Genomic DNA, 22,748 nt, shown 5'->3' with positions numbered 1-22,748 from the left:
GACGGGATGGAAAGGTCGCCGCGACAGGTCTTGGCCTCCTGCCTCGGGGGGTAACCTTCAGCGCGTCAGGGCAATACGCCTGTCCGACCAGCCATCGACCGAACACTTGGCCCGGATGAACAGCGGAGCATCGGGCAGTTTATTGACCGTCAGACTGCGGGTGAACGGCTGTTCTTCGACATGTGGATGCAGCAACTCCCGCGTGCCGATCACCGTCCCGTCTTCCGCCTCGATCCGCCAGCCATCTGCATAATGGTCCCAGCCCGTATCAGGATGCACAAGCGTGACAGAGACACGCGCCGCCGAAACCTCGATCCCGACAATGTCAGGTGGATCGGCAAGTGCAGGCGCTGCGAAACACCACATGGCGAGGAGTAAACGGGTCAACTTGGTCACAGCCTAGCAGACCCATCTTCACCAGGCAGTCACGTTTTCGCGTCTGGCGCCCCATGGACAAGAACATGCCGCGATTGCGACGCGAATTCACGCCGCAAGATGACCAGCAACGTCACCAAAGTGGCAAGGATGAGCGGCCCCGCCCCCAGCAACCACGCGGATGACGCAATGCCGAAATAGACGGCCCGCAACCCACGGTTGTACCCCCGCGCCGCCGTGATGTTCAGTTCACCTGCCTGCAAGGCCATGGGCAGAGCCTGCGGGTCTTCGGGGTCGTTGGGCACGGCTGCCATGATGACCGAGCAATAGCCGAACAACCGATGCGACCATACGAACTTGAGAAACGCATTTGCCGCGAACAGCAGCAGGACAAGCAGTTTCACTTCGAGCAGAAAAATCGGGTCGCTTTCCAGCGTCAGGTCCTGCGCCACACCGCGCAGCCGTTCCGCATTGCCCAAAAGCGCGAACCCGCCACCGATGGCGATCATGCTGGCCGACGCGAAAAACGCCGTGCCTTGCCGAAGACTTGAAATGATCTGGCTGTCGAAGATGCGCGGATCGCGACGCACGAACTGGCGCATCCATTCGCGGCGGAACTCGGCCATGATCTGCGAGGTCGACGGGTAGGATTTGGGCGCATTCTCGACGACAAGGCTGCACCCGACCCAGCTCAGAATCAGCAACCCGAGTCCCACCGCGTCCAATGTGGTGAACAGTGACAGGCGGTCCAACCAATCCATCGGTCAGAACGGCTTTACGACGACAACCCAAAGGATCGCGATTGCGCCGAACACGCTGATTTCGTTGAAGATGCGCAGGTAACGGTCGGATTCAGTGAACACACCGCGTTTTGCCCGCAGCACCAACCGCCCGGTCCATGCGTAATGCAAGGCGAGCAACAGCACGAGACCCAGCTTGAGCCAAACCCACGCCGGGAACTGCCAGATCGCGGCAAGCCAGATGCCAGTGATCAGGGCAATGACGGCAAGCCCAGCAGAAAACCGATAGAGACGAATTGTGAGGTCGCCCAAGGGGCCAAATTCCCCGATCCGGTCATATTCGCGTTTCCAATAGATCAGGGCCCGCGGCACGGCAAAGATCGACGTCATCCAGCCCATGACGCAAAGAATATGAATGATCTTGATCCAGTCCATGTCAGCTTGGTGGCCGGGGTTTGCAACAAAGGCAAGAGGAACAGATGCCGCGTGTTGCGAAATTTCTGCTGGCGTCTTTCGCAATATTGGTTATATCTTTTTACCAATTCGGAGGATTTGTGATGCAGATGCCCACACCGGACGCCAATGTGCTGTCCCGCAAAACCCAGATTGTTGCCCGCTTGCAGGAGGTGCTGCCGGGGGATGCGGTGATCTCGGACGAGATGGAAACCCGCGCCTACGAGTGCGACGCGCTGACAGCCTACAAGTGTCCGCCTTTGGCTGTCGTGCTGCCTTCCTCGACCGAGGAGGTCTCAGCGGTGCTCAAGGTCTGCCACGAGATGGGTGTGCCTGTGGTCCCGCGTGGGTCGGGTACATCGCTTGCCGGCGGTGCGCTTCCCACAGCCGACTGCGTGCTCTTGGGTGTGGCACGGATGAATGACGTGCTCGAAACCGACTATGACAACCGCTTCATCCGCGTGCAGACCGGGCGCACCAACCTGAGCGTCACGGGTGCTGTCGAAGCGGATGGGTTTTTCTACGCACCTGACCCGTCCAGCCAGTTGGCCTGCGCCATCGCGGGCAATATCGCGATGAACTCGGGCGGGGCGCATTGCCTCAAATATGGCGTGACCACCAACAACCTGATGGGCGTGACGATGGTTCAGATGGATGGCACCGTCATGGAGATCGGCGGGAAACATCTGGATGCGGGTGGGTATGATCTGTTGGGTCTGATCTGCGGCTCGGAGGGTCAGTTGGGCGTGGTGACCGAAGCAACCCTGCGCATCCTGCCGAAGCCCGAAGGCGCGCGGCCGGTGCTGATGGGGTTCGATTCGAACGAAGTGGCCGGTGCCTGTGTCGCCGACATCATCAAGGCCGGTGTTCTGCCCGTGGCCATTGAGTTCATGGACCGCCCCTGCATCGAGGCCACCGAAGCCTTTGCCAAAGCGGGCTATCCCATGTGCGAGGCGCTATTGATCGTCGAAGTAGAAGGCAGCCCGGCCGAGATTGACGAACAACTGGCGCTGATCCTCGAGATCGCGCGGCGGCACAACCCGGTGGAACTGCGCGAGGCCAAGGACGCAGACGAGGCCGGACGCATCTGGCTGGGCCGTAAATCGGCCTTTGGCGCGATGGGGCAGATCAATGATTACATGTGCCTCGACGGCACGATCCCGGTGTCGGAACTGCCCTTCGTGCTGCGCCGGATCGGCGAGATGTCAAAGGAATACGGGTTGGATGTGGCCAACGTGTTCCATGCCGGCGACGGCAACATGCACCCCCTGATCCTGTTCGATGCGAACAAGGAAGGTGATCTGGAACTGTGCGAGGCGTTTGGTGCCGACATCCTGCGGCTCTGTGTCGAGGTGGGCGGATGCCTGACGGGGGAACACGGCGTTGGTATCGAAAAGCGCGATCTGATGGTGGATCAGTTTGCACCGGCAGATCTGGAGGCACAGATGGCAGTGAAGGACGTGTTCGATCCAGCGTGGCTCTTGAACCCCGCGAAAGTGTTTCCATTGGCGGCGTCGGAAAGCCGCCGCAGCGTTGCGCTGGCGGCAGAGTGAATTTTGGGGGGCCAGCCCCCAATACCCCCCGGCATATTTGGAAAAAGAAGAAGATCATGAGACCTGAGACAGAGGCCGAACTGGCTGACATGATCGCATCGGCCAGTGCGCCGATTTGCGTCAAAGGCGGGGGAACGCGGGGCGTTAACCTTAACGGGGATGTGCTGGAGACCGGCGGATTGTCTGGGATCACCCTGTATGAACCCGGCTCGCTGACGCTTGTTGCGCAGGCGGGCACGCCTTTGGCCGAGATCGAAGCGGCGCTCGATGCCGAAGGGCAGCGGCTTGCCTTCGAGCCGATGGATCACCGCGGGCTGATGGGGACATCCGGCGCGCCGACAATCGGTGGCGTTGTTGCCGCCAATGTCAGCGGGCCGCGTCGGGTGAGTGTCGGCGCGTGCCGGGATTTCATGCTGGGCGTGCGCTATGTCGATGGCACCGGCACCATCGTCAAGAACGGTGGTCGGGTGATGAAGAACGTCACCGGCTATGATCTGGTCAAGCTGATGAGCGGGTCTTGGGGAACCTTGGGTGTCTTGACCGAAGTCAGTCTCAAGGTCCTGCCGAAGCCGGAAACGTCGGCTTGCGTGCTGATCGATGGGTTGAGCGATGCAGACGCAGTGCAGGCGATGGCCAAGGCGCTGGGGTCGCCGTTCGAGGTGTCTGGGGCTGCGCATATCCCCGTTGGGTTGGACGGGCATCCGGTGACCATGCTGCGGATCGAAGGCTTTGCCGGGTCGGTCGCCTATCGCGCGGATCAGATCGCCGCGTTGTTCGGCGGTCTGGCGGTGCGGGTTGAGCGTGACGCGGATGCGGTGGCCAAGGGATGGCGCTGGGTGCGTGATGTGGAGGCGTTTCACGGACAGTCGGGAGATGTCTGGCGCATCTCCTGCACACCATCCGAAGCAGCGGTTTTGGCGGCGAAGGTTGGCGCTGAGGCACTGCTCTATGATTGGGGCGGCGGGCTGATCTGGGCGCGCGTCACCGAAGGCACGGATGTGCGGACCCGGCTGGGCCTGTTAGACGGGCACGCGACACTGGTGCGCGGAACGGGACAGGCGAAGTTCCAGCCGGAGCCCGGACCGATTGCCGCCCTGTCGCGTGGGTTGCGGCAGAAATTCGATCCGAAGAGCATCCTGAACACGGGATTGATGGGGTAAGCGATGCAGACGACATTCACCGAAACCCAGCTCCGCGATCCCGAAATCCAGCGATCGAATGAGATCCTGCGCTCGTGCGTGCATTGCGGGTTCTGCACGGCCACTTGTCCGACCTATCAGGTTCTGGGCGACGAGTTGGACAGCCCGCGCGGCCGGATTTACCTGATCAAGGACATGCTCGAGAACGAACGCAAGCCGGATGAAATGACGGTCAAGCATATCGACCGCTGTCTGTCCTGTCTGGCCTGCATGACGACCTGTCCGTCTGGGGTGCATTACATGCATCTGGTCGATCATGCGCGGGCCTATATCGAAAAGAACTACGACCGACCGTGGCACGAAAAGGCGCTGCGGTGGGCCTTGGCGAATATCCTGCCCTATCCGACGCGGTTCCGGGTGGCGTTGTTGTTGGCCAAGATCGGCAAGCCATTTGCTCCGCTGATCCCCGATGCGCGGTTGAAGGCGATGCTTGAGATGGCGCCCAAGACCATTCCGCCGGTCAGTCGCAATGACGATCCGCAGAGCTTTGCGCCCCTCGCCCCCCGCAAGAAGCGGGTCGCGCTGATGACGGGCTGCGCACAGAAGGCGCTGAACACCGACATCAACGATGCCACCATTCGGTTGCTGACGCGGCTCGGGTGCGAGGTTGTCGTTGCCCAAGGCGCAGGATGCTGCGGGGCGCTCACGCACCACATGGGTAAGGTGGATGAAAGCCACGGGTCTGCGGCGGCCAATATCAAAGCCTGGGCGCGCGAGATGGATGGCGCGGGCCTTGATGCGATTGTCATCAACACAAGCGGTTGCGGCACCACGGTCAAGGATTACGGTCATATGTTCCGCAATGATCCTCTCGCTGCGGATGCGGCGCGGGTGTCGGCCATTGCCAAGGATGTGAGCGAAGTTCTGATCGATCTGATCGACGAAGAAAGTGTGGCTGGCGCGCGGACGCAGCATGGCGGAATGAAGGTGGCTTATCACGCGGCGTGCAGCCTGCAGCACGGGCAGAAGATCAAGACGCATCCCAAGACGCTGCTCAAGGCGGCCGGGTTCGAGGTTGTGGAACCGGCGGACAGCCATCTGTGCTGCGGATCGGCGGGAACCTACAACCTGATGCAGCCAGAGATCTCCAAGCAGTTGAAAACGCGCAAGGTCAGGACCTTGGAGGCAAAACAGCCCGACATCATTGCAGCGGGCAATATCGGATGCATGATGCAGATCGGATCGGGCACCGAAGTGCCCATCGTGCATACGGTCGAACTTTTGGATTGGGCCACAGGCGGTCCGAAACCATCGGCGATCAAGACATCTTGACGTTGACGTAAGGACATAGTTTTGCCCTATTCGGCCCCTATTGCGGGAGTCGTAATGGAGGTGACCTGTGCGCCAAATGCTCTGGGGGGCATTGTTTTCGTTGCTGCCGGCCATGGCTGGTGCGCAAAGCACCGGGCTGTTCTCGATGGAGAGCCGCCAGGATGGTCGCGCATGGGAAGCGGTTGGGCGGCTTGAACTTGCCGGAACCGCGTTTTGCACAGGATCGCTGATCACCCCTGACCTCGTTCTGACAGCGGCCCACTGCCTCTATAATGCTGAAGGCGCGTTGCTGGCCCCCGAGGACATTCAGTTCCTTGCCGGATGGCGCAACGGACGCGCTGCCGCGTATCGCAGGGTGCGCCGTGCCGTGGCGCATCCCGACTATGATTTCACCGCCGAGCCAAGCCCGGATCGGGTCTATAACGACATCGCCCTGATCCAGTTGCAGCATCCGATCCGCAATACGACCATCATCCCTTTCGTGACCGGCGCGCGCCCCATGGTGGGCGAAAGTGTTGGTGTCGTGTCCTACGCCCATAACCGGTCCGAAGCGCCATCCATGCAGGACACCTGCGAAGTGATGTCGGCGCAGAGAACCGTTCTGGTCATGTCCTGTTCGGTGGATTTCGGCAGTTCCGGGTCACCGGTTTTTGCATTTGGCCCGGATGGCACGCGCATCGTGTCGGTGGTGTCGTCCAAAGCCAAGAGCGGTGACCAACCGGTGTCCCTTGGCGCACCGCTTGAAACGCAGATCGAAACGATCCTTGGTATGATGGCGCATGGTGCCGGCTTTGCCGAAGGGTCCGTGTTCAGACCGCTGCGCGCCGAAAAGACGGTCCGCAAAGACACCGGCGCAAAATTCATTCGACCCCAAGATGGCGAAACCGACCTCTTGAAACCCTGATTGTGCCTACCCAGATGAAGCGTGTCGGGATGCCCAAACGGGGCCTGACACCCATTCACGGCCTGTCCACTTCGGAAGGCTTTCACATCTGGTATCGCTCAATGGAGGATGACCTATGCGAGGATATGATTTCGCACCGCTTTACCGCGCAACTGTCGGCTTTGACCAAATCGCCGACCTCATGGATCGGGTTCTGACCACCGAAGTCAGCCAACCGACCTACCCGCCTTACAACATCGAAAAAACCGCTGATGATGCCTACCGCATCTCGATCGCCGTTGCCGGCTTCTCGGACGAGGATCTGACCGTCGAGGTCAAGGATGGCGCGCTGCATGTGTCCGCACGCAAGGTCGATGAGGACGAAGGCCGCACCTACCTGCATCGCGGCATTGCCACCCGCGCCTTCCAGCGCCGGTTCCATCTGGCCGACCATGTGCGTGTCGTCGGTGCGAGCCACGAGAACGGCATGCTGCATATCGACCTGCAGCGCGAAATTCCCGAAGCGCTGAAACCGCGCCGGATCGCGATTGCCAAGGCCGACGCGGTCGAGAAAGACGTGGTCGACGCGAAAGCGGTCAACTGATCTTTCCCTGATCCGAAACGTCAAAGGCGCGGGAGAACCCGCGCCTTTTTTTGTTTTGGTCTGGATTTAGTACTTGCCGTCAACGGCAAAGAACATCGTCTCACCAGAATGGTCATCCACACCATCATTGTCGGTCGACACCCACATCGTACCGTCAGCGGTGATGGCCAGACCTTCAACCTTGTCGAGCACATACCCTCCGGTCGAGGTCAGGTAGGGCAGCAGATCGACCACCTCTTCCTTGGCCACGACGGGAAGGTCGCCACCCAGCGGGGCGGGCACCATCTCGGACAGGGCTACGCGATAGATTTTCTTCGTCACGGCCGCATCACCGATCTGGTTGTCGCGTTCGATGATGTAGACGTAGTCGCCATGTGCGGTGATTTCCGACAGACCAACCCAACCTGTGGAAGGCTCGGCTTTTTCGTAACGCACGGCGCCCCATTCTTCGGTCTCGAGGTTGTAGGCCACCAGCTTGACGTGGTTCTTCGGATCGTCGGCCCACTCGCGCTGAACAGCCATCCAGAGCGTGTTGCCGACTTTGGTGATGCCTTCGAAACCGAAACGACGTTCGACCGCGAGCAGTTCGGACGGAACCGGAATGGTGGTTTCGATCTCGCCATCCCCATTGATGTGATAGAGCGCATGCAGGATGCCGCGATCCAGACGACCTTCAGAGGCAACCCAGAAGCCACCTTCACCGTCAAGCGTGATGCCTTCCATGTCCATCAGCTGCGCAGGCTGACCGCCACGGGTGACGGGGATCGCCTTGACGATCTGCGCCGGAGTCTGGCTCGGGTCGATGTGGAAGATCGTCGGCTGGAAGCCGTAGAAGCTGTCATTGACCGCCCAGATGGTGCCGTCTGTATCGGCAACCATGCCGGAATTCGCGCCCCATCCGGTCAGGGTGTCCATGCCGGCAGAGGTGATATGCGGATAGGCGGCAGGCGCATCCTGATATTCGTAGATCATGACATGGGCGCGCGCTGCACCGTCTTCGAGACCGTCATATTCGTTTGCGGTGGCGAGCAGGTTGCGCCCGGGGATTGCGACAGCGCCTTCAGGCGAAATGCCCGACGGCAGAAGCTGCTTGAGCACCGGGTTGGCCGGGTCCGTCATGTCGTAGACAGCGATGACCGACGCGCGTTCGGCCAGCAGGAAAACATAAGGGGTGTCGCCGAAGACAGCGGCTTCCATGCCTTCAGGCTCAACACCCTTGGCATCGGAACGACGGTCCGGATAGTGACCGATCTGGACCACGGCATGTTCAAACGACGGGCCGCTTTCATAAACAACCGTGCCATCCTTGTTAAACACGGTGAATCCACGCGAACCGCCATCCATGTCGCCTTCGTTGGCGGTCACGAAATGATCGGTGTCGATCCACTGGATGCCATCGGGTTCACGCGGAACGCTTGTCAGGGTTTCGGTGAAGAGAAGTGCTGCGCGTTCGTCGGTAGCGTCGATATTCTCAAGGTCCACAGTACCGGCCGAGAAGTGGCTCAGCACCTCGCCAGCAGGGGACAGAACCACGATGTGGTTGTTTTCCTGCAGCGTCACAACGATCTCACCATTCGCGTTCACGTCCACGAATTCGGGCTCGGGGTCTTCCGGTGCGATGTCGGCAAGGCCGGTCACGTTCGCGCGGATCTGGGCGTCGCACTGCATCATGCCGTTGGCATCGAGCGGGATGATCGACACATGACCTGCGGGCATCTGGGGTACACGACCATCGCCAGCGTCCTCGTCGCGCTCGTTCTCGACAGCGACGACAACAAAGGATGCATCAGGTGCGAGCGCGGTCGAGTCGGGCTGACCGCCCAGATCGCAGCGTGCGGCCTCGGCCCCGGTGGCCATATCGAGATGCAGCAGGAACCCGGACGGCGCGGTGTAGCTTTCCGACGTGTTCACACCGACAAACACCGTGTTGCCCAGCGCGGACACAGCCGTCGGCTCACCGCCTTCAAGCGCCACATTGCCCTTGGGCTGCGGATTTGCCGGGTCAGTGATGTCGATCATGCCGATCACGCCCAGCGGGCTGTCGGAATAGACCAGCGTCATGCCATCGGCACTGGCCGAAATGATCTCGGCACTGGATTCGCGGGCCGTGTCCTCGCTGTCGGCCATGTTGGCCACAACCGGGAAAGACGCGATGCGGTTGAAATTCATCTCGGCGGCAGCAGCCGAGGCAGTCAGAGCTATGGCCGATGTCAGGCACAGCGCACGGTATGTCATGGAAATCACCCCTTGGATTGACACCTAGGGACGTGCCGCGACTGCGCGACAGACGAATGACAGTTTTGATTCAGTTTTGTGAACTTGTGGTGTTGGTTTTCTGAAACGGCATCGCTCTTTTCAAAGAAAAAGGCCGGGCAGAAGCCCAGCCTACTAATAGTGTAAAATACAGCGTCAAACGCTCATGCAGACGTATTTCATCTCGAGGAATTCCTCGATGCCGTGATGGCTGCCTTCGCGGCCCAGACCAGACTGTTTCACGCCACCAAAAGGGGCCACCTCGGTCGAGATGATGCCGGTGTTCACGCCGACGATGCCGTATTCCAGCGCCTCGGCGACCTTGTAGACGCGGCTGAGATCCTTGGCGTAGAAATAGCTGGCCAGACCGAAGATCGTGTCATTGGCCAGTTCGATCACGTCATCCTCGGTCTCGAACTTGAAGAGCGGGGCGAGCGGGCCAAAGGTTTCCTCGGTCGAGAAGGCCATGTCGCGGGTGGCACCCGTCACGATGGTCGGCGCGATGAAATTGCCCTCGTTGCTTCCCGTCTCGTCGCCCAGAATGACCTGCGCCCCCTTGGATTTCGCGTCGGCGATGTGCTCGCGCACCTTGTCGATGGCTTCTGCGTTGATGAGAGGGCCAAGATCGGTGCCCGCTTCAAGCCCGTCGCCCACCTTCATCTTGGACACGCGATCCTTCAGCTTTTGCGCGAAGGTGTCATAGACTCCGGCCTGCACGTAGATGCGGTTCGCGCAGACGCAGGTCTGACCGTTGTTGCGGAACTTGCACATGATGGCGCCATCGACCGCCGCATCCAGATCGGCATCGTCGAACACGATGAACGGCGCGTTGCCACCCAGTTCCATCGAACACTTCATCACCTGATCGGCGGCCTGACGCAGCAGGATGCGGCCCACTTCGGTGGAGCCGGTGAAGGTGATCTTGCGGACTGCCGGGTTCTCGCACATCTCCTTGCCCACTTCGGACGCGGAGGATGACGGAACGATGTTCAGCACACCAGCAGGGATGCCAGCGCGTTCGGCCAGAACACCCAGAACAATCGCCGAAAGCGGAGTCTCGGCAGCGGGGCGCGCAACAAAGCTGCATCCGGCGGCAAGCGCCGGACCAGCCTTGCGGGTGATCATCGCATTGGGAAAGTTCCACGGCGTAATCGAGCCGACAACGCCGATGGGCTGTTTCATCACCATGATGCGCTTGTCGCGCTGGTGGCCGGGGATGGTTTCGCCATAGATTCGCTTGGCCTCTTCGGCGAAATATTCGATGAAGGACGCGCCATAGGCGATCTCGCCCTTTGCCTCTGCCAGCGGCTTGCCCTGTTCGGCAGTCAGGATCGTGGCCAGATCGTCCTGATGTTCCATCATCAGGTTGAACCATTTGCGCAGAACGCCCGCGCGTTCCTTGCCGGTCCATTTGGCCCATTCTTTCTGCGCCTTCTCGGCAGCGGCAATCGCATCGGCCACCTGGGCGCGCGACAGGTCGGCGACTTCGGCAATCGTGTCACCGCGGGCCGGGTTATCAACCGTGAAAGTGCCATCATCGCCGTCGATCCAAGCGCCGTTGACATAGGCGCGGGTTTCCAGCAGCGATGGATCCTTGAGAAGGCTGGCAAGGTTTGTTGTCTGGTCGAGCATGGAGTCCCTCCGGATTAAGTGCTGACAAAGGTGGAACACTTGCTAGATGCAATGACAAGTGCTGATCTTTCGGAGCCGTGACGTGGAATTGGACGACGCCTACGCCAACAGCAAGCATATCCCCAATGGGGACGGTTTCCCAGCCATCTGGCGCGCCGACGCAGATGCCTATCGCCAGAGGATGTCCGTGCTGGGCCGCGCCCGGCTGGGCGTGATGTACGGACACGGAACGCGCGAGATCGTCGATCTGTTCCTGCCGGACGGCGTGCCCAAAGGTCTGGTCGTCTTTGTGCATGGCGGGTTCTGGCGGCAGACCGATGGATCGCTCTGGTCGCATCTGGCACAAGGCTCTGTGGACAGTGGCTGGGCCGTGGCGATGCCGACCTATGATCTGTGTCCGCGCGTGCGTATCGCCGACATCACCCGTCAGGTGGCCACCGCCATTTCCGTGATCGCGCGCGAGGTGTCCGGCCCCATCCGCCTTGCCGGCCATTCCGCTGGCGGTCATCTCGTGGCGCGGATGCTGGACGACGGCGTTCTTCCCAACGAGGTCAGGGCGCGCATTGCCAGATGCGTTCCGATCTCGCCACTGTCGGACCTGCGCCCGCTTCTCAAGACATCCATGAACAACGACTTCAAACTGGACGAGGCGTCGGCCGTTGCGGAAAGCCCGATTGCGATGGAGCCGCCCGCAACCCCGGTGACCGTTTGGGTCGGAAGTGACGAGAGACCGGCCTTTCTCAATCAGGCGAAATGGCTGGCCGACGCCTGGGGGTGCAGCCTCGTGATCGATCCCGGCACGCATCATTTCGACGTGATAAACGGCATGACGCAGGCGGGTAGCCCCTTGATGCGGGCTATTCTCGGCACCTCGGCTTGACACTCTACCCAATTCGGCAAGAGCTTGACCCGCGCAATGTCTTTTTCGGACCATGAATTGACCGAAAAAGACAGGCCGCGCCGTTCAACCCCGTGCGAGGGTCGCCGGGAAGGAGTCGATTGATATGCGATATTCAGGTTTCCGCGTGATCAAAGAGGCGCTGACCGGCCATCGTGGCTGGGGGCCGGCGTGGCGTGATGCCGACCCCAAACCCGAATACGACTATGTCATCATCGGCGGTGGCGGGCATGGTCTTGCGACGGCGTATTACTTGGCCAAGGAATACAAGCAGTCCCGTATCGCGGTGCTTGAGAAGGGTTGGATCGGCGGCGGCAATGTGGGCCGCAACACCACGATTGTCCGGTCGAACTACCTGCTCGACGGAAACGAGCCGTTCTACGAATTCTCGCTCAAGCTTTGGGAAACGCTGGAGCAGGATCTGAACTACAACGCGATGATGAGCCAGCGCGGGATCATCAACCTGATGCACTCAGATGCCCAGCGCGACGCCTATATCCGGCGGGGCAACGCGATGATCCTGAATGGCGCGGATGCGCAGTTGCTGGATCAGAAGCAGGTGTTGGAAAAGTATCCGTTCCTGAACGTGAAGAACGCCCGCTTCCCGGTCATGGGCGGCCTTCTGCAAGCGCGTGCCGGGACCGCGCGGCATGATGCGGTGGCGTGGGGCTATGCCCGTGCAGCGGATCAGCGCGGCGTGGACATCATCCAGAACTGCGAAGTGACCGGGTTCCGGATTGAGGGCGGCAAGATCCGTGGCGTTGAAACCTCGCGCGGGTATATCGGCGCGAAGAAAGTCGGGTCTTGCGTGGCCGGGTCGTCCTCCAAGGTGATGGCGTATGCCGGGATGCGCCTGCCCATCGAAAGCCATGTGCTGCAGGCGTTTGTGTCCGAGGGTCTGAAACCCGTGCTGCCCGGCGTCATCACCTTTGGCGCAGGGCATTTCTATTGCAGCCAGTCTGACAAGGGCGGTCTGGTTTTCGGCGGCAATATCGACGGCTACAACACCTACGCCCAGCGCGGCAATCTGCCAATGGTCGAGGACGTGATGGAAGAAGCGATTGCCATGTTCCCGATGCTGGGCCGAGCGCGCCTGCTGCGGTCTTGGGGTGGGATCATGGACATGTCGATGGATGGCACGCCGATCATCGACAAGACCCATATCGACGGGCTCTATTTCAACGGCGGCTGGTGCTATGGCGGGTTCAAGGCGACCCCTGCCTCGGGCTTTGTCTATGCACATCTGCTGGCCACCGACACACCGCACCACACCGCCACAGCGTTCCGACTGGACCGGTTCCATACCGGTCATATGGTCGACGAAAAAGGGATGGGCAATCAGCCCAATCTGCACTGATGATCATCAACCATCCGCTTCTGGGCCCGCGCGATTCCAGCGAATTCGTCTATCTGGGCGATGCGTGCCTTCTCAATCGTCCCGACTGGCAAGCTGAAGACGCGCTCGAGCAGTTTATCGAATACGGCCACATCCGCGACAACCCGGCGGGTCTGCACCGCGAGCTGTGGTACCACGAACAAGGGGACAGGTCGTGGCTGGTGGTGACCCGCAATACGGTCACGCATGAGATCACATCGGTGGAACTCGCGCGCGACGTGGCGCTGGCAGAGGGGCGGTCGACATGAGCCAGAAGAACCGTTTGAACGGCGGGCTGATCGACCGATCCAAGACATGGTCGTTCCGCTTCGATAACCAGTATTACAAGGGTCACAAGGGCGACACGCTCGCCTCGGCGCTGCTGGCCAATGGCGTGCGGCTGATGGGGCGTTCCTTCAAGTACCACCGCCCGCGTGGCCCGATGACCGCCGGATCGGAAGAACCCAACGCGATTGTCGAACTGCGCGAAGGCGCGCGCAAGGAACCCAACACGCGGGCGACGACCATCGAACTTTATGACGGTCTGCGCGCCAATTCGCAGAACCGATGGCCGTCGCTGGCCTTCGACGCGATGGAGGTGAACGACCTTCTGTCCAACTTCTTTGCCGCCGGGTTCTATTACAAGACCTTCATGTGGCCCGCCGCGTTCTGGGAAAAGGTGTACGAGCCGATCATCCGCCGCGCGGCAGGCCTCGGGTCACTCAGCACGCAGGACGATCCCGATGGCTACGACAAAGGCTTCCTGCATTGTGACGTTCTGATTATCGGCGGTGGTCCTGCTGGCCTTGCTGCCGCGCTGACCGCCGGGGAAAGCGGCGCGCGGGTGATCCTCTGCGACGAGGATTTCCTGATCGGTGGTCGTCTGAACCTCGAGACCTACGAAGTCGGTGGGATGTCGGGTGCGGCCTGGGCGGCAGAAACCGTCGCACGGTTGCAAGCAATGCCGAATGTGCGTGTCATGCCTCGCACGACCGTCATCGGCGCATTCGATCACGGCATTTATGGCGCGGTGGAGCGGGTGAGCGATCACCTTGCCGTACCCGAAGACGGCAAGCCGCGTCAGATCCTGTGGCGTATCACCTCCAAGCGAGCACTACTCTGCGCGGGGGCCACTGAACGCCCCATCGTGTTCGAAAACAACGACCGCCCCGGCATCATGCAGGCCAGTGCCGTCCGCGCCTATGCGAACCGCTGGGCGACGACGCCGGCACAGCAAGTGGCAATCTTCACCAACAACGATGACGGGCATCGCACCGCGTCTGATCTGGTGGCGAAAGGTGTGGAGGTTGTGTCGGTGATCGACACCCGCGCCGATGCGCCGACATCGTCGGACTACGATGTGATCGCAGGTGGCGTGATCGACCAGACATGGGGACGGCTCGGCCTGTCCCAGATCGAAGTGAAGATGCCTAAGGGCGGCATTCGCCGGATCAAGTGCGGTGCGCTGGGTGTCTCGGGCGGCTGGAACCCGAATGTGCATCTGACCTGCCATCAGGGCGGACGGCCCATCTGGAATGAGGCACTTGCGACCTTCGTCCCCAGTGGAATGCTGCCACCAGGCATGTCGGTTGCGGGTGCTGCGAATGGCATATTCTCGACCCACGGCGCACTTCAGTCCGGCGCGGACGGAGCAAAGGCGATCCTTGCGGATCTCGGCATCAAAGCCAGCGACACCGCCGTTCCAGAGACCGAAGACACTCCGATCAAAATCACCCCGTTCTGGCACGTCAAGACCGCCAAGCGCGCATGGGTGGACCAGCAGAACGATGTGACCGCCAAAGACATCAAGCTGGCGCATCAGGAAAACTTTGTCTCGGTCGAACATCTCAAGCGTTACACGACGCTGGGCATGGCGACCGATCAGGGCAAGACCTCGAACATCACCGGCCTGGCGATCATGGCCGAGGTGGCCGGAAAGCAAATTCCAGAAGTCGGCACCACCATGTTCCGCCCACCTTACACCCCTACGGCGATGGGCGTGTTTGCGGGCCGTGCATGGGGCATGGAGACCAAACCTACGCGCCTGACCCCCAGCCATACATGGGCCGAAGAGCAAGGCGCGGTGTTCACCGAAGCAGGGCTTTGGCTGCGCGCACAATGGTACCCGAAACCGGGCGAGACCCATTGGCGTGAAAGCTGCGACCGCGAGGTCATCCAGACCCGCAAATCCGTTGGCATCTGCGACGTGACCTCTCTTGGCAAGATCGACGTGCAGGGCGCGGATGCGGCGGCGTTTCTCAACAAAGTCTACTGCAATGGCATGGCCAAGCTGCCCGTCGGCAAGGTGCGTTACGGCCTGATGCTGCGCGAGGACGGGATCGTCATGGATGACGGCACCGCCGCGCGGCTCGCCGAGGATCATTTCGTCGTCACGACCACAACCGCCAAGGCGGTTCAGGTCTATCGCCACCTTGAGTTTGTGCGCCAGTGTCTTTGCCCTCACATGGACGTGCAGCTGATCTCGACCACCGACGCCTGGGCGCAGTTCTCGGTCGCCGGTCCGAATTCCCGCAAGCTTTTGGAAAAGATCGTGGACGACGACGTGGACCTGTCGAATGACGCCTTCCCCTTCATGGCCTGCGCGGAAATCACCATCTGCGGCGGCCTGCCTGCGCGGCTGTTCCGCATCTCGTTCTCGGGAGAACTGGCTTACGAGATCGCGGTCCCGACCCGCTATGGCGACGCGCTGGTACGCCGTTTGATGCAGGCGGGCGAGGAGTTTGACGTGGTGCCTTACGGCCTTGAGGCGCTGAACGTCATGCGCATCGAAAAAGGCCATGTGACAGGCAACGAATTGAACGGCACAACCACGGCGCTGAACCTTGGTATGGGCCGCATGGTGTCCAAGGCCAAGGACTCCATCGGCTCCAAACTGTCAGAACGTCCCGGCCTCAATGAACCCGACGCGCTGAAACTGGTGGGTCTGAAGCCGGTGAACCCGGACCACAAGGTGCCCGCCGGTGCGCATCTGATGACCAAGGGCACCAAAGTCGATGCCGCGCATGGTCAGGGCTATGTCACGTCAGCCTGTTATTCGCCGAACCTTGGATGTCACATCGCACTTGGATTCCTGAAATCGGGCGACACCCGCATCGGGGAAATCATCCGACTTGTCAGCCCTCTGACAGGTGTCGATCACGATGTCGAAGTGGTCAGCCCGCATTTCGTCGACCCGGAAGGAGAGCGCCTCCGTGCATGATCTCGCCCCCATCTGCGCCCTTGGCGGCACCGAACCGCATGTCGATACCGTCGCAGGTGTCACCCTGACCGAAAATCCCGGCCTTGCTCTTGCCTCCGTGGCGGCGCGGCGGGGTCAGGAAGCCGCATGTCGCGCCCATCTGAGTACGTTGCTGGGCGGCACGTTACCCGAACCGGGCAAAGCCGTTCTGCGCGACCCGGAAGCTTCATTCTGGATGGGGCCGGATCAATGGATGGTCGGCGCGCCGATTGCGACGCACGAAGACCTTGCAGCGCAGCTCAAGTCCCGCTTTGGACCCACAGCGTCGATCACCGATCAAACCGACGCGTGGGTCTGCTTTGACATGCGCGGCGACGGCATCGGAGACGTGATCCGCCTTTGCGCGAATATCGACATCGACCAGATGCAGACCGGGGATGCCCATCGCACGGTCATTCACTACATGGGTGTCTATGTTCTGCGCCGCGATCCCGCCAATTGGTTGCGCATATTGGGGCCAAGCTCTTCAGCCAAATCGCTGCACCACGCGCTTGTGACGGCAATGCGCGCGGCACTCTGAGCTACGCGGGTAACACAACTCGGGTCTTCACGATCCGGGAACCCAACAAGGTGCTGTGGGTTGATCCTGTGAAAGGAGACAACCATGACAGCAGAATTTATCGTACCACTTCTTGCGCTCATGACGATGCTGGCCGCCATCATCTTCGCATTGGTGAGCAAACATCGTACCGAGCAAAAGCTTGACGATCCCAACGCGCCGAAATCGACATTGGCCAAGGACGCTCCGAACGCCTGAGCGTCCGCAGCACAACCACTACAGCAAAAGCGCGCCCCTGAACTTTGGGCGCGTTTTTTTCGTTCATCTATTCCGGTGAGAACGGCTGATAGTCGAAGGTGATCATAAGTCCATGCCGATCTTCTTCGTCGATATAGACAAGGTCACCATCCAACTGGCTTGAAAAGGCAAGGATCAGCCGCTTGCCAAGACCGGTCCCCGGTTCGGTGCGGGCCTCTGGATCGACGCTGTTTTCGATGCTCAGTCGCAGGTGTGTCGTCGAACCGTCGATGATCTCCTTGAGACGCACATTGAGACGGAACACCCCGTCGCGACCGGGCCCACCATACTTGAACGCATTTGACAGCGCCTCGGTTGTGACCATCGCCAAAGGGCTGGTCTGATCTGGCAAAAGCGTCACCGGATCAAGATCCAGCTCGATCTCGACCGGCGTCTGATCTGCGGTACCGACAGCATTGACCTGCGCCACCAGATCGCTCAGCAGCACATCGAACCGGATACGGGTCAGCGACGGTTCCTGATAAAGCGCCCGGTGGACCGACGCGAGACTTGTCACACGGTCCTGAAATTGCCGCAGGGCCGCAACCGCCTCTGGGCTGGCCACCTGACGGACCTGCATGTTGATGATCGATGAGATCAGCTGAAGATTGTTCTTCACCCGGTGATGCACCTCTTTGAGCAACACCTCGCGTTCGAACACCGCGTTTTCCAGATCGGCTTCGTCGCGCAGCAACTGGTCGGCCATGGCTTCGAAGGTTTCATTGATCGTCTGGATCTCACTGGGCGCGTCGTCGATCTTTTCCGACGACTCGACATCGCGATAGGTTGCAAAGCGGCGCATGCGTCGCCCCAGATCGCTGATGTGCCGCAGCACCAACCGATTAAGGGAGATCACCGCAACGATGATCCCGACCAGCCACATCAGGAACGGGAAAAGCAGAGTTGAAATCGTGAACCATGTCGAGGTTGTGCGCTGCAGGGCATCCTGTCCCCAACTGCCAAGGGCATACACCTCGCCCGGCAGGATCGGCACGACAGAAATCAGCCGCTTTTCTCCAGACCGTGTCGTAGCCGTGAAAAAGGAATCCTCCTGGTTGATGAAGCCTTCAAAGGCCAGTCCTTCGGGCAGATAGTCTTCGATCAGACCGTCCGGCGCAAAGCTCGACAGGGTGTCACCGAATTGGTTGAAGGTTAACAAAGCCACGTCGCCGTCGGCCGCAATGGCGCTGTCGGCCTGAACCAGCGGTTCCGTCTCGAACGAAATGGTCACGAACCCCTTGAGCGACCCGTCCTGCGAAAAACTCGGATAGGCCACGATCACAACTGGCAGCTGCGATACGGCGCCTTGTGCGCTGTAGGTGATATAGGGCTGCGGTTGCTCAAAAAGCTCGTCTGACCGCGCATCGGGTAGAAAATCGAATGTGCGCCCCGCGCTGTTGCAGCGCGACACCGTGCCCGCTTCCAGAAAGCCCGCGAAGGCAAGCCTTGGGCTGGTCTCCTGCACCCGCTGCATAATGGCCGTGCAGACATCGGTGCCAAGATCAGCGGCCCCAAGCGTGTCCGCCAAAGCCGAAGCCGTTCCAAGTTTTGTCTGCAAGGCGCGCCGTTCGGATTCGACCAAGGCGCTGGTGCGGGCGTGGATCGACGCTTCGAGATTTTCGTTGGTGATGTGAAGCGCCCGCCAGCTTTGCCCCATCGCCACAAGCCCGATCGGCAACAAAGCAAGCGACAACAGAAACCCGATCCGCACAACAAGCATTTGGCGAAGCGACTTCGCTCCGCCTTCTCGTGCTGTCGAGGATGCGTTTTCTGGTCCTGCGGTATTCATGAAAGCTATGTTCCTGCAGCGCAGCCGCTCACACGCCAGTCATGCTCTTGGATCGCCGCGAATTTCGTCGGTGTCATTGCTGCTTGACCTCAGTGATTTATTTGGTTCCCGGAATGGAACGCGTCGGGTCTCTTTGAGTTCCCCAAAAATGGGCACTAAATCCGGGATTGCTTCAAAAAAATCTACAATGGTTCGGCGTGGGTGAAAATTGCCACAACCGACCCGTACTGGCCTTTTCAACCGGAGGTCTCTAACACAGTTTCGCACTATGTGTCGTTGAATGGGTGAACTTTGACCAAACTCACACAAAACCCGCATCGCACGACTGAAAAACTGGAGAAAGTGCTTGAGGTCGCCATTGGGCGCGAATTGCGTGCCTTCCGCAAGCAGCAGAACATGACCGTCGCCGACCTGTCGAAACAGACCGCGATCTCGGTTGGGATGCTCTCTAAAATCGAAAACGGCAACACCTCGCCCTCGCTCACCACATTACAAACGCTGGCAAATGCGCTGTCGGTTCCGCTCACATCGTTCTTTCGTGGTTTCGAGGAAAAGCGCGAGGCCGTGCACACACCGGCCGGTCAGGGCGTTACCATCGACCGCGCCGGCACACGGGCCGGGCATCAGTACAACCTCCTTGGTCATATCGGCGCAAACACAAGCGGTGTCATCGTCGAGCCTTACCTGATAGTCCTCACATCCGAGTCCGACACGTTTGAGACCTTTCAACACGACGGCATCGAAACGATCTTCATGCTGGAAGGGGCGGTCGACTACCGGCACGGGTCAAAGATCTACCCCCTGCGCCCCGGTGACACGCTCTTTTTCGAAGCGGATGCGCCGCATGGACCGGAAACGTTGGTGGAACTGCCCGCCCGGTATCTGTCGATCATCAGTTACGCGCAGACCTGAACGCGCCAGACAGGTCCTCCCCTCAAGGCGGAGCCGCAGTCCTTGGGTGTCAGCCAAGGCCGGTGTCCGACTTTCGGCTTGCCGATTTGCGGATTTCGGGCAATGTGGGCAAGACTGCATACGATTGCAAAAGGCCCGCCATGCCCGGCTTCCAATCCGAGAAAGAGCTTGTCCGCGACTATTACGCCGCCTTGTCCGGGGCTGAGGACACGAAAACAGTTCTCGCCCGCTATTGCCATCCCGAGCTGATCTGGCGCGGCTATCACCCCGTTGGTCTGCTGGTCGGACCAGAGGCTGTGGCAACGCAGTTCTGGAAGCCGATCAAGATGGCGCTGACCTCCTTGCAACGTCGCACCGACCTGTTCTTCGCCGGGCGAAACCACATGGCCGAGGACGGTGCGGTTTGGGTCGCGTCCATGGGTCATCTCATGGGCCTGTTCGATCAGCCGCTCTGGGGCGTTCGCCCGACCAGCAAGATCGGCATGCTGCGCTTCGGCGCGTTCCATAAGATCGAGGGCGGCAAAATCACCGAAGAGGTGATGTATTTCGACCTGCCCCACCTGATGATGCAGGCCGGGCAAAACCCTTTTGGCCCACAGACCGGCGCGAATCTGGTGCAGCCGGGGCCCATCACACATGACGGGCTGCTCTATCACGATGCGCCCGAAGCCGAAGGCGCCGCGACCCTGCACGCCATCAACGTGATGGTGGGCGATCTGGGCGACTGGAACCTTGGTCTGCCCTTGGTCGAGGAACTGCGCCGCACCTGGCATGAGGATATGATTTGGTGGGGGCCCGCCGGGATTGGGGCCACCTACACGATCCCGCGCTATGCCGAGCAGCATTCCGCACCGTTCCGCGCAAGTTTTACCAATCGGTCAAAAACCGGTCACCTCTGCAGGATGGCCGAGGGGCATTTCGGCGGGTTCTTCGGCTGGCCCAACTTCACCGCCGAATTCACCGGTGGGTTCATGGGTATGCCCGCAACGGGCAAACGGGTTGAGTTCCGCGTGATCGATTTCTACCGCCGTGAGGGGGACAAACTGGCCGAGAACTGGATCTTCATAGACCTGCTGCACCTCTGGGCGCAGCAGGGTGTGGATTTGCTCGACCGTACGGTTCGGATAGGCTGACCGTACGGGTCGGAGCGGCACGACATTTCGAAATGTCGTGCCACGTGTTTTCGAAAATACGTGGCACCCAGCCTTACTGGACCGGGAAATAATCCTCGCAGTCGCCATCCCGGTAGACATCCGCCGTGCAGCAATGCAGGCCACCGCCAAACGCATAGGCGTCGCGCAGATCGACCGGGATCACTTCCATGCCCAGCTTGTCCATTTGCTCCATCTGGTAGACTTCGGACGCCTCAACGCAGACCGTCTTGGGGTCAAGCACCAGCACGTTCATCGACAGCCATGTCGAGGAATAACACAGCGGCGGCGGCGTGTTGTGCGCGGGCTGTGCGGCATCGACGATTTCCCAATCGTTCTTCTTGAAATACTCCCTCTGTTCCTCGGGCAACCGTCGGTTCGGGTTGTTCAGGATCAGACCGGGGCGCAGCGGCGTAAAGGTCGCATCGATATGGATCGGGTACGGGTCACCCGGGAAGTTCACCGCGCGGACGCGGTGGTCGGGGAAGTGACGGCGCAGCCATTCGATGCCCTTGAGGTTCGTGGTGAACCCGTGCTGCACGATCAGGTCCTTGCCAAAGCGCAGCACGTCGGCCGCGTCGAACAAAGGCTCTTCCTCGGTGGTCACAAAGAACTTCTCGGCGGTCCACTTGAGGCGCTTTTCGATGCCGATCTTCTCGGACAGGTAATCGGCGTGATAATCCGCATCGGTCAAGCGCGGCTTGGGGGCCGCTTCGTGGCGGAAATTCACGTCTTCTTCCCAGTACTGCTGCATCAACGGGCGGTAGCAGAGGTATTCGAACCAGCGGCAGCGATAGGACATCGTCGCCTCCAGGATCTCGTGCCCCACGGTCAGCAATACGTCGCGCGGCGGCATGCAGCCGAACTGGCTGTCGGTGTGGAAATCCGGGGTCGTGACGGGTTTCGAGAAATCCGTCGGCGTCGGGCGATCCACCCGCAGCCCGCGCTTGCGCAGCATGTCGGCGAAGTTATCGAGCAGCTCGTTCGCGCGGTCGATGGTTTCCTGCGGACGGCGGCCCCACTGGCCGCGCATGTCGCTGTCCTCGGGCACTTTTGCATCCAGCGCGGGTTCTTCCGGCGGGATATGGCAATCGTCGGCACGGCCCACGATCACGTGACGCAGGGTGTCCCATTCGTTCCAGCTTTTGACTTGGGTCTTGTCGGGCGACCAATTCATTCGGTTCTTCCTTGATGGTGTGGTTACGTGCGGATCACGTATTCTTTTCGGGTGGTTTCGATGACCTTCCACGACCCGGAAAAGCCCGGGCGCAGGATGAAGCTGTCGCCAGCCTTCAATTCATATTCCGTGCCTTCGGCATCTGTGATGATCGAATGACCGGACAGGATGTGACAGAACTCCCATTCGTCATAGGAAATCCTCCAGTGGCCTGGCGTTGCTTCCCAGATGCCGCAGTAGATCCCGTCTCGGTCTTCAAGGTTCCACGTCTTGAATTGCGGTGCGCCTGCGATCACGCGGTCCGCGGGTGGGGCGTCTTCCTCAACCTCGACCGAGGGCAGAACGCGCAGAAACAGGTCGGACATGAGCCACACTCCGGAGTTTGGGTTGCGCAAGGGATGCGCGAGACCGGAGGACGCAGCAAGTC

At 60.4% G+C, this 22,748-nt stretch carries 21 protein-coding genes; 13 read left to right on the top strand and 8 right to left on the bottom strand.

Features of this window, described 5'->3' with window-relative positions:
- Positions 1 to 57 precede the first annotated feature (57 nt).
- The 3 genes from ACMVPR_RS18560 to ACMVPR_RS18550 are packed head-to-tail and all read right to left on the bottom strand — an operon-like array spanning position 58 to position 1,550.
- On the bottom strand, positions 58 to 396 hold the full coding sequence (locus ACMVPR_RS18560) for a hypothetical protein (RefSeq protein WP_416884077.1): 339 nt from the start codon (positions 394 to 396) through the stop codon (positions 58 to 60).
- A 29-nt stretch (positions 397 to 425) separates the two neighbouring features.
- Entirely contained in the window at positions 426 to 1,136 is a 711-nt protein-coding gene (locus tag ACMVPR_RS18555; protein ID WP_416884076.1) for a DUF599 domain-containing protein, read from the bottom strand.
- A 3-nt stretch (positions 1,137 to 1,139) separates the two neighbouring features.
- Positions 1,140 to 1,550 (bottom strand): CopD family protein, encoded by a 411-nt coding sequence (locus ACMVPR_RS18550; RefSeq protein ID WP_292264506.1) that lies wholly within the window; start codon positions 1,548 to 1,550, stop codon positions 1,140 to 1,142.
- A 122-nt stretch (positions 1,551 to 1,672) separates the two neighbouring features.
- Between ACMVPR_RS18550 and ACMVPR_RS18545 the strand changes: the two genes are divergently transcribed.
- The 5 genes from ACMVPR_RS18545 to ACMVPR_RS18525 all read left to right on the top strand — a co-directional run bounded on the left by ACMVPR_RS18545 (position 1,673) and on the right by ACMVPR_RS18525 (position 7,079).
- A complete protein-coding gene (locus tag ACMVPR_RS18545; protein ID WP_416884075.1) occupies positions 1,673 to 3,121 on the top strand; it encodes an FAD-linked oxidase C-terminal domain-containing protein in 1,449 nt (482 codons plus the stop codon).
- Positions 3,122 to 3,177: 56 nt separating this feature from the next.
- Entirely contained in the window at positions 3,178 to 4,281 is a 1,104-nt protein-coding gene (locus tag ACMVPR_RS18540) for an FAD-binding protein (RefSeq protein ID WP_416884074.1), read from the top strand.
- A 3-nt stretch (positions 4,282 to 4,284) separates the two neighbouring features.
- Positions 4,285 to 5,592, top strand: a complete 1,308-nt coding sequence (gene glcF / locus ACMVPR_RS18535) for a glycolate oxidase subunit GlcF (protein ID WP_416884073.1) — start codon at positions 4,285 to 4,287, stop codon at positions 5,590 to 5,592.
- A gap of 76 nt (positions 5,593 to 5,668) precedes the next feature.
- Positions 5,669 to 6,496, top strand: coding sequence for a trypsin-like serine peptidase (locus ACMVPR_RS18530; RefSeq protein WP_416884683.1), 828 nt, complete (start codon positions 5,669 to 5,671; stop codon positions 6,494 to 6,496).
- A gap of 115 nt (positions 6,497 to 6,611) precedes the next feature.
- A complete protein-coding gene (locus tag ACMVPR_RS18525; protein WP_416884072.1) occupies positions 6,612 to 7,079 on the top strand; it encodes an Hsp20 family protein in 468 nt (155 codons plus the stop codon).
- Positions 7,080 to 7,145: 66 nt separating this feature from the next.
- Here ACMVPR_RS18525 and ACMVPR_RS18520 read toward each other — a convergent pair whose 3' ends face one another.
- A complete protein-coding gene (locus ACMVPR_RS18520; protein WP_416884071.1) occupies positions 7,146 to 9,314 on the bottom strand; it encodes an esterase-like activity of phytase family protein in 2,169 nt (722 codons plus the stop codon).
- 174 nt (positions 9,315 to 9,488) lie between these two features.
- Positions 9,489 to 10,964, bottom strand: coding sequence for an NAD-dependent succinate-semialdehyde dehydrogenase (locus tag ACMVPR_RS18515; protein ID WP_416884070.1), 1,476 nt, complete (start codon positions 10,962 to 10,964; stop codon positions 9,489 to 9,491).
- Between the two features lie 82 nt (positions 10,965 to 11,046).
- Between ACMVPR_RS18515 and ACMVPR_RS18510 the strand changes: the two genes are divergently transcribed.
- The 6 genes from ACMVPR_RS18510 (at position 11,047) to ACMVPR_RS18485 (ending at position 17,253) form a co-directional block, all read left to right on the top strand.
- Positions 11,047 to 11,844 (top strand): alpha/beta hydrolase, encoded by a 798-nt coding sequence (locus ACMVPR_RS18510; RefSeq protein WP_416884069.1) that lies wholly within the window; start codon positions 11,047 to 11,049, stop codon positions 11,842 to 11,844.
- A gap of 124 nt (positions 11,845 to 11,968) precedes the next feature.
- Positions 11,969 to 13,219 carry a sarcosine oxidase subunit beta family protein gene (locus ACMVPR_RS18505; RefSeq protein ID WP_416884068.1) on the top strand — a complete coding sequence of 417 codons (1,251 nt, stop codon included), beginning with the start codon at positions 11,969 to 11,971 and terminating at the stop codon, positions 13,217 to 13,219.
- The gene (locus ACMVPR_RS18500) at positions 13,219 to 13,506 is read left to right on the top strand and encodes a sarcosine oxidase subunit delta (RefSeq protein ID WP_416884067.1); all 288 of its coding nucleotides are present in this window, start codon (positions 13,219 to 13,221) and stop codon (positions 13,504 to 13,506) included. Before ACMVPR_RS18505 ends, ACMVPR_RS18500 begins: the two co-directional genes overlap by 1 nt.
- Positions 13,503 to 16,457, top strand: a complete 2,955-nt coding sequence (locus ACMVPR_RS18495; RefSeq protein ID WP_416884066.1) for a sarcosine oxidase subunit alpha family protein — start codon at positions 13,503 to 13,505, stop codon at positions 16,455 to 16,457. Before ACMVPR_RS18500 ends, ACMVPR_RS18495 begins: the two co-directional genes overlap by 4 nt.
- A complete protein-coding gene (locus ACMVPR_RS18490; protein WP_416884065.1) occupies positions 16,450 to 17,016 on the top strand; it encodes a sarcosine oxidase subunit gamma in 567 nt (188 codons plus the stop codon). The genes ACMVPR_RS18495 and ACMVPR_RS18490 overlap by 8 nt, the downstream gene beginning before the upstream one ends.
- An 84-nt stretch (positions 17,017 to 17,100) precedes the next feature.
- The gene (locus ACMVPR_RS18485) at positions 17,101 to 17,253 is read left to right on the top strand and encodes a hypothetical protein (RefSeq protein WP_300586051.1); all 153 of its coding nucleotides are present in this window, start codon (positions 17,101 to 17,103) and stop codon (positions 17,251 to 17,253) included.
- A gap of 67 nt (positions 17,254 to 17,320) precedes the next feature.
- Here the strand turns inward: ACMVPR_RS18485 and ACMVPR_RS18480 are convergent, their stop codons facing one another.
- Complete coding sequence (locus ACMVPR_RS18480; RefSeq protein WP_416884064.1) at positions 17,321 to 19,081, bottom strand: sensor histidine kinase; 1,761 nt, start codon at positions 19,079 to 19,081, stop codon at positions 17,321 to 17,323.
- A 291-nt stretch (positions 19,082 to 19,372) separates the two neighbouring features.
- Here ACMVPR_RS18480 and ACMVPR_RS18475 point away from each other — a divergent pair, with 291 nt between their 5' ends.
- Complete coding sequence (locus ACMVPR_RS18475) at positions 19,373 to 19,993, top strand: helix-turn-helix domain-containing protein (RefSeq protein ID WP_292264493.1); 621 nt, start codon at positions 19,373 to 19,375, stop codon at positions 19,991 to 19,993.
- A gap of 140 nt (positions 19,994 to 20,133) precedes the next feature.
- Positions 20,134 to 21,126, top strand: coding sequence for an ester cyclase (locus tag ACMVPR_RS18470; RefSeq protein ID WP_416884063.1), 993 nt, complete (start codon positions 20,134 to 20,136; stop codon positions 21,124 to 21,126).
- A 73-nt stretch (positions 21,127 to 21,199) separates the two neighbouring features.
- Here ACMVPR_RS18470 and ACMVPR_RS18465 read toward each other — a convergent pair whose 3' ends face one another.
- Together ACMVPR_RS18465 and ACMVPR_RS18460 are read right to left on the bottom strand one after the other, a co-directional pair.
- Entirely contained in the window at positions 21,200 to 22,321 is a 1,122-nt protein-coding gene (locus ACMVPR_RS18465) for a serine/threonine protein kinase (RefSeq protein WP_300586061.1), read from the bottom strand.
- A 23-nt stretch (positions 22,322 to 22,344) separates the two neighbouring features.
- Positions 22,345 to 22,686 (bottom strand): cupin domain-containing protein, encoded by a 342-nt coding sequence (locus ACMVPR_RS18460; RefSeq protein ID WP_292264490.1) that lies wholly within the window; start codon positions 22,684 to 22,686, stop codon positions 22,345 to 22,347.
- Positions 22,687 to 22,748: the final 62 nt, after the last annotated feature.

Origin of the sequence: Marivita sp., from assembly GCF_048006345.1 — a bacterium.
In the GTDB taxonomy this organism is placed as follows: Bacteria; Pseudomonadota; Alphaproteobacteria; order Rhodobacterales; family Rhodobacteraceae; genus Marivita.
Note: the sequence above shows the minus strand (reverse complement) of the source record. Positions and strands in the feature narration are given on the sequence as shown.

Bases quoted from the DNA above. Each gene is read 5' to 3' on its own strand.
- ACMVPR_RS18555 (WP_416884076.1), bottom strand. From the start codon at position 1,136: ATGGATTGGTTGGACCGCCTGTCACTGTTCACCACATTGGACGCGGTG.
- ACMVPR_RS18550 (WP_292264506.1), bottom strand. From the start codon at position 1,550: ATGGACTGGATCAAGATCATTCATATTCTTTGCGTCATGGGCTGGATG.
- ACMVPR_RS18545 (WP_416884075.1), top strand. From the start codon at position 1,673: ATGCAGATGCCCACACCGGACGCCAATGTGCTGTCCCGCAAAACCCAG.
- ACMVPR_RS18540 (WP_416884074.1), top strand. From the start codon at position 3,178: ATGAGACCTGAGACAGAGGCCGAACTGGCTGACATGATCGCATCGGCC.
- glcF (WP_416884073.1), top strand. From the start codon at position 4,285: ATGCAGACGACATTCACCGAAACCCAGCTCCGCGATCCCGAAATCCAG.
- ACMVPR_RS18530 (WP_416884683.1), top strand. From the start codon at position 5,669: ATGCTCTGGGGGGCATTGTTTTCGTTGCTGCCGGCCATGGCTGGTGCG.
- ACMVPR_RS18525 (WP_416884072.1), top strand. From the start codon at position 6,612: ATGCGAGGATATGATTTCGCACCGCTTTACCGCGCAACTGTCGGCTTT.
- ACMVPR_RS18520 (WP_416884071.1), bottom strand. From the start codon at position 9,314: ATGACATACCGTGCGCTGTGCCTGACATCGGCCATAGCTCTGACTGCC.
- ACMVPR_RS18515 (WP_416884070.1), bottom strand. From the start codon at position 10,964: ATGCTCGACCAGACAACAAACCTTGCCAGCCTTCTCAAGGATCCATCG.
- ACMVPR_RS18505 (WP_416884068.1), top strand. From the start codon at position 11,969: ATGCGATATTCAGGTTTCCGCGTGATCAAAGAGGCGCTGACCGGCCAT.
- ACMVPR_RS18500 (WP_416884067.1), top strand. From the start codon at position 13,219: ATGATCATCAACCATCCGCTTCTGGGCCCGCGCGATTCCAGCGAATTC.
- ACMVPR_RS18495 (WP_416884066.1), top strand. From the start codon at position 13,503: ATGAGCCAGAAGAACCGTTTGAACGGCGGGCTGATCGACCGATCCAAG.
- ACMVPR_RS18485 (WP_300586051.1), top strand. From the start codon at position 17,101: ATGACAGCAGAATTTATCGTACCACTTCTTGCGCTCATGACGATGCTG.
- ACMVPR_RS18480 (WP_416884064.1), bottom strand. From the start codon at position 19,081: ATGAATACCGCAGGACCAGAAAACGCATCCTCGACAGCACGAGAAGGC.
- ACMVPR_RS18470 (WP_416884063.1), top strand. From the start codon at position 20,134: ATGCCCGGCTTCCAATCCGAGAAAGAGCTTGTCCGCGACTATTACGCC.
- ACMVPR_RS18465 (WP_300586061.1), bottom strand. From the start codon at position 22,321: ATGAATTGGTCGCCCGACAAGACCCAAGTCAAAAGCTGGAACGAATGG.
- ACMVPR_RS18460 (WP_292264490.1), bottom strand. From the start codon at position 22,686: ATGTCCGACCTGTTTCTGCGCGTTCTGCCCTCGGTCGAGGTTGAGGAA.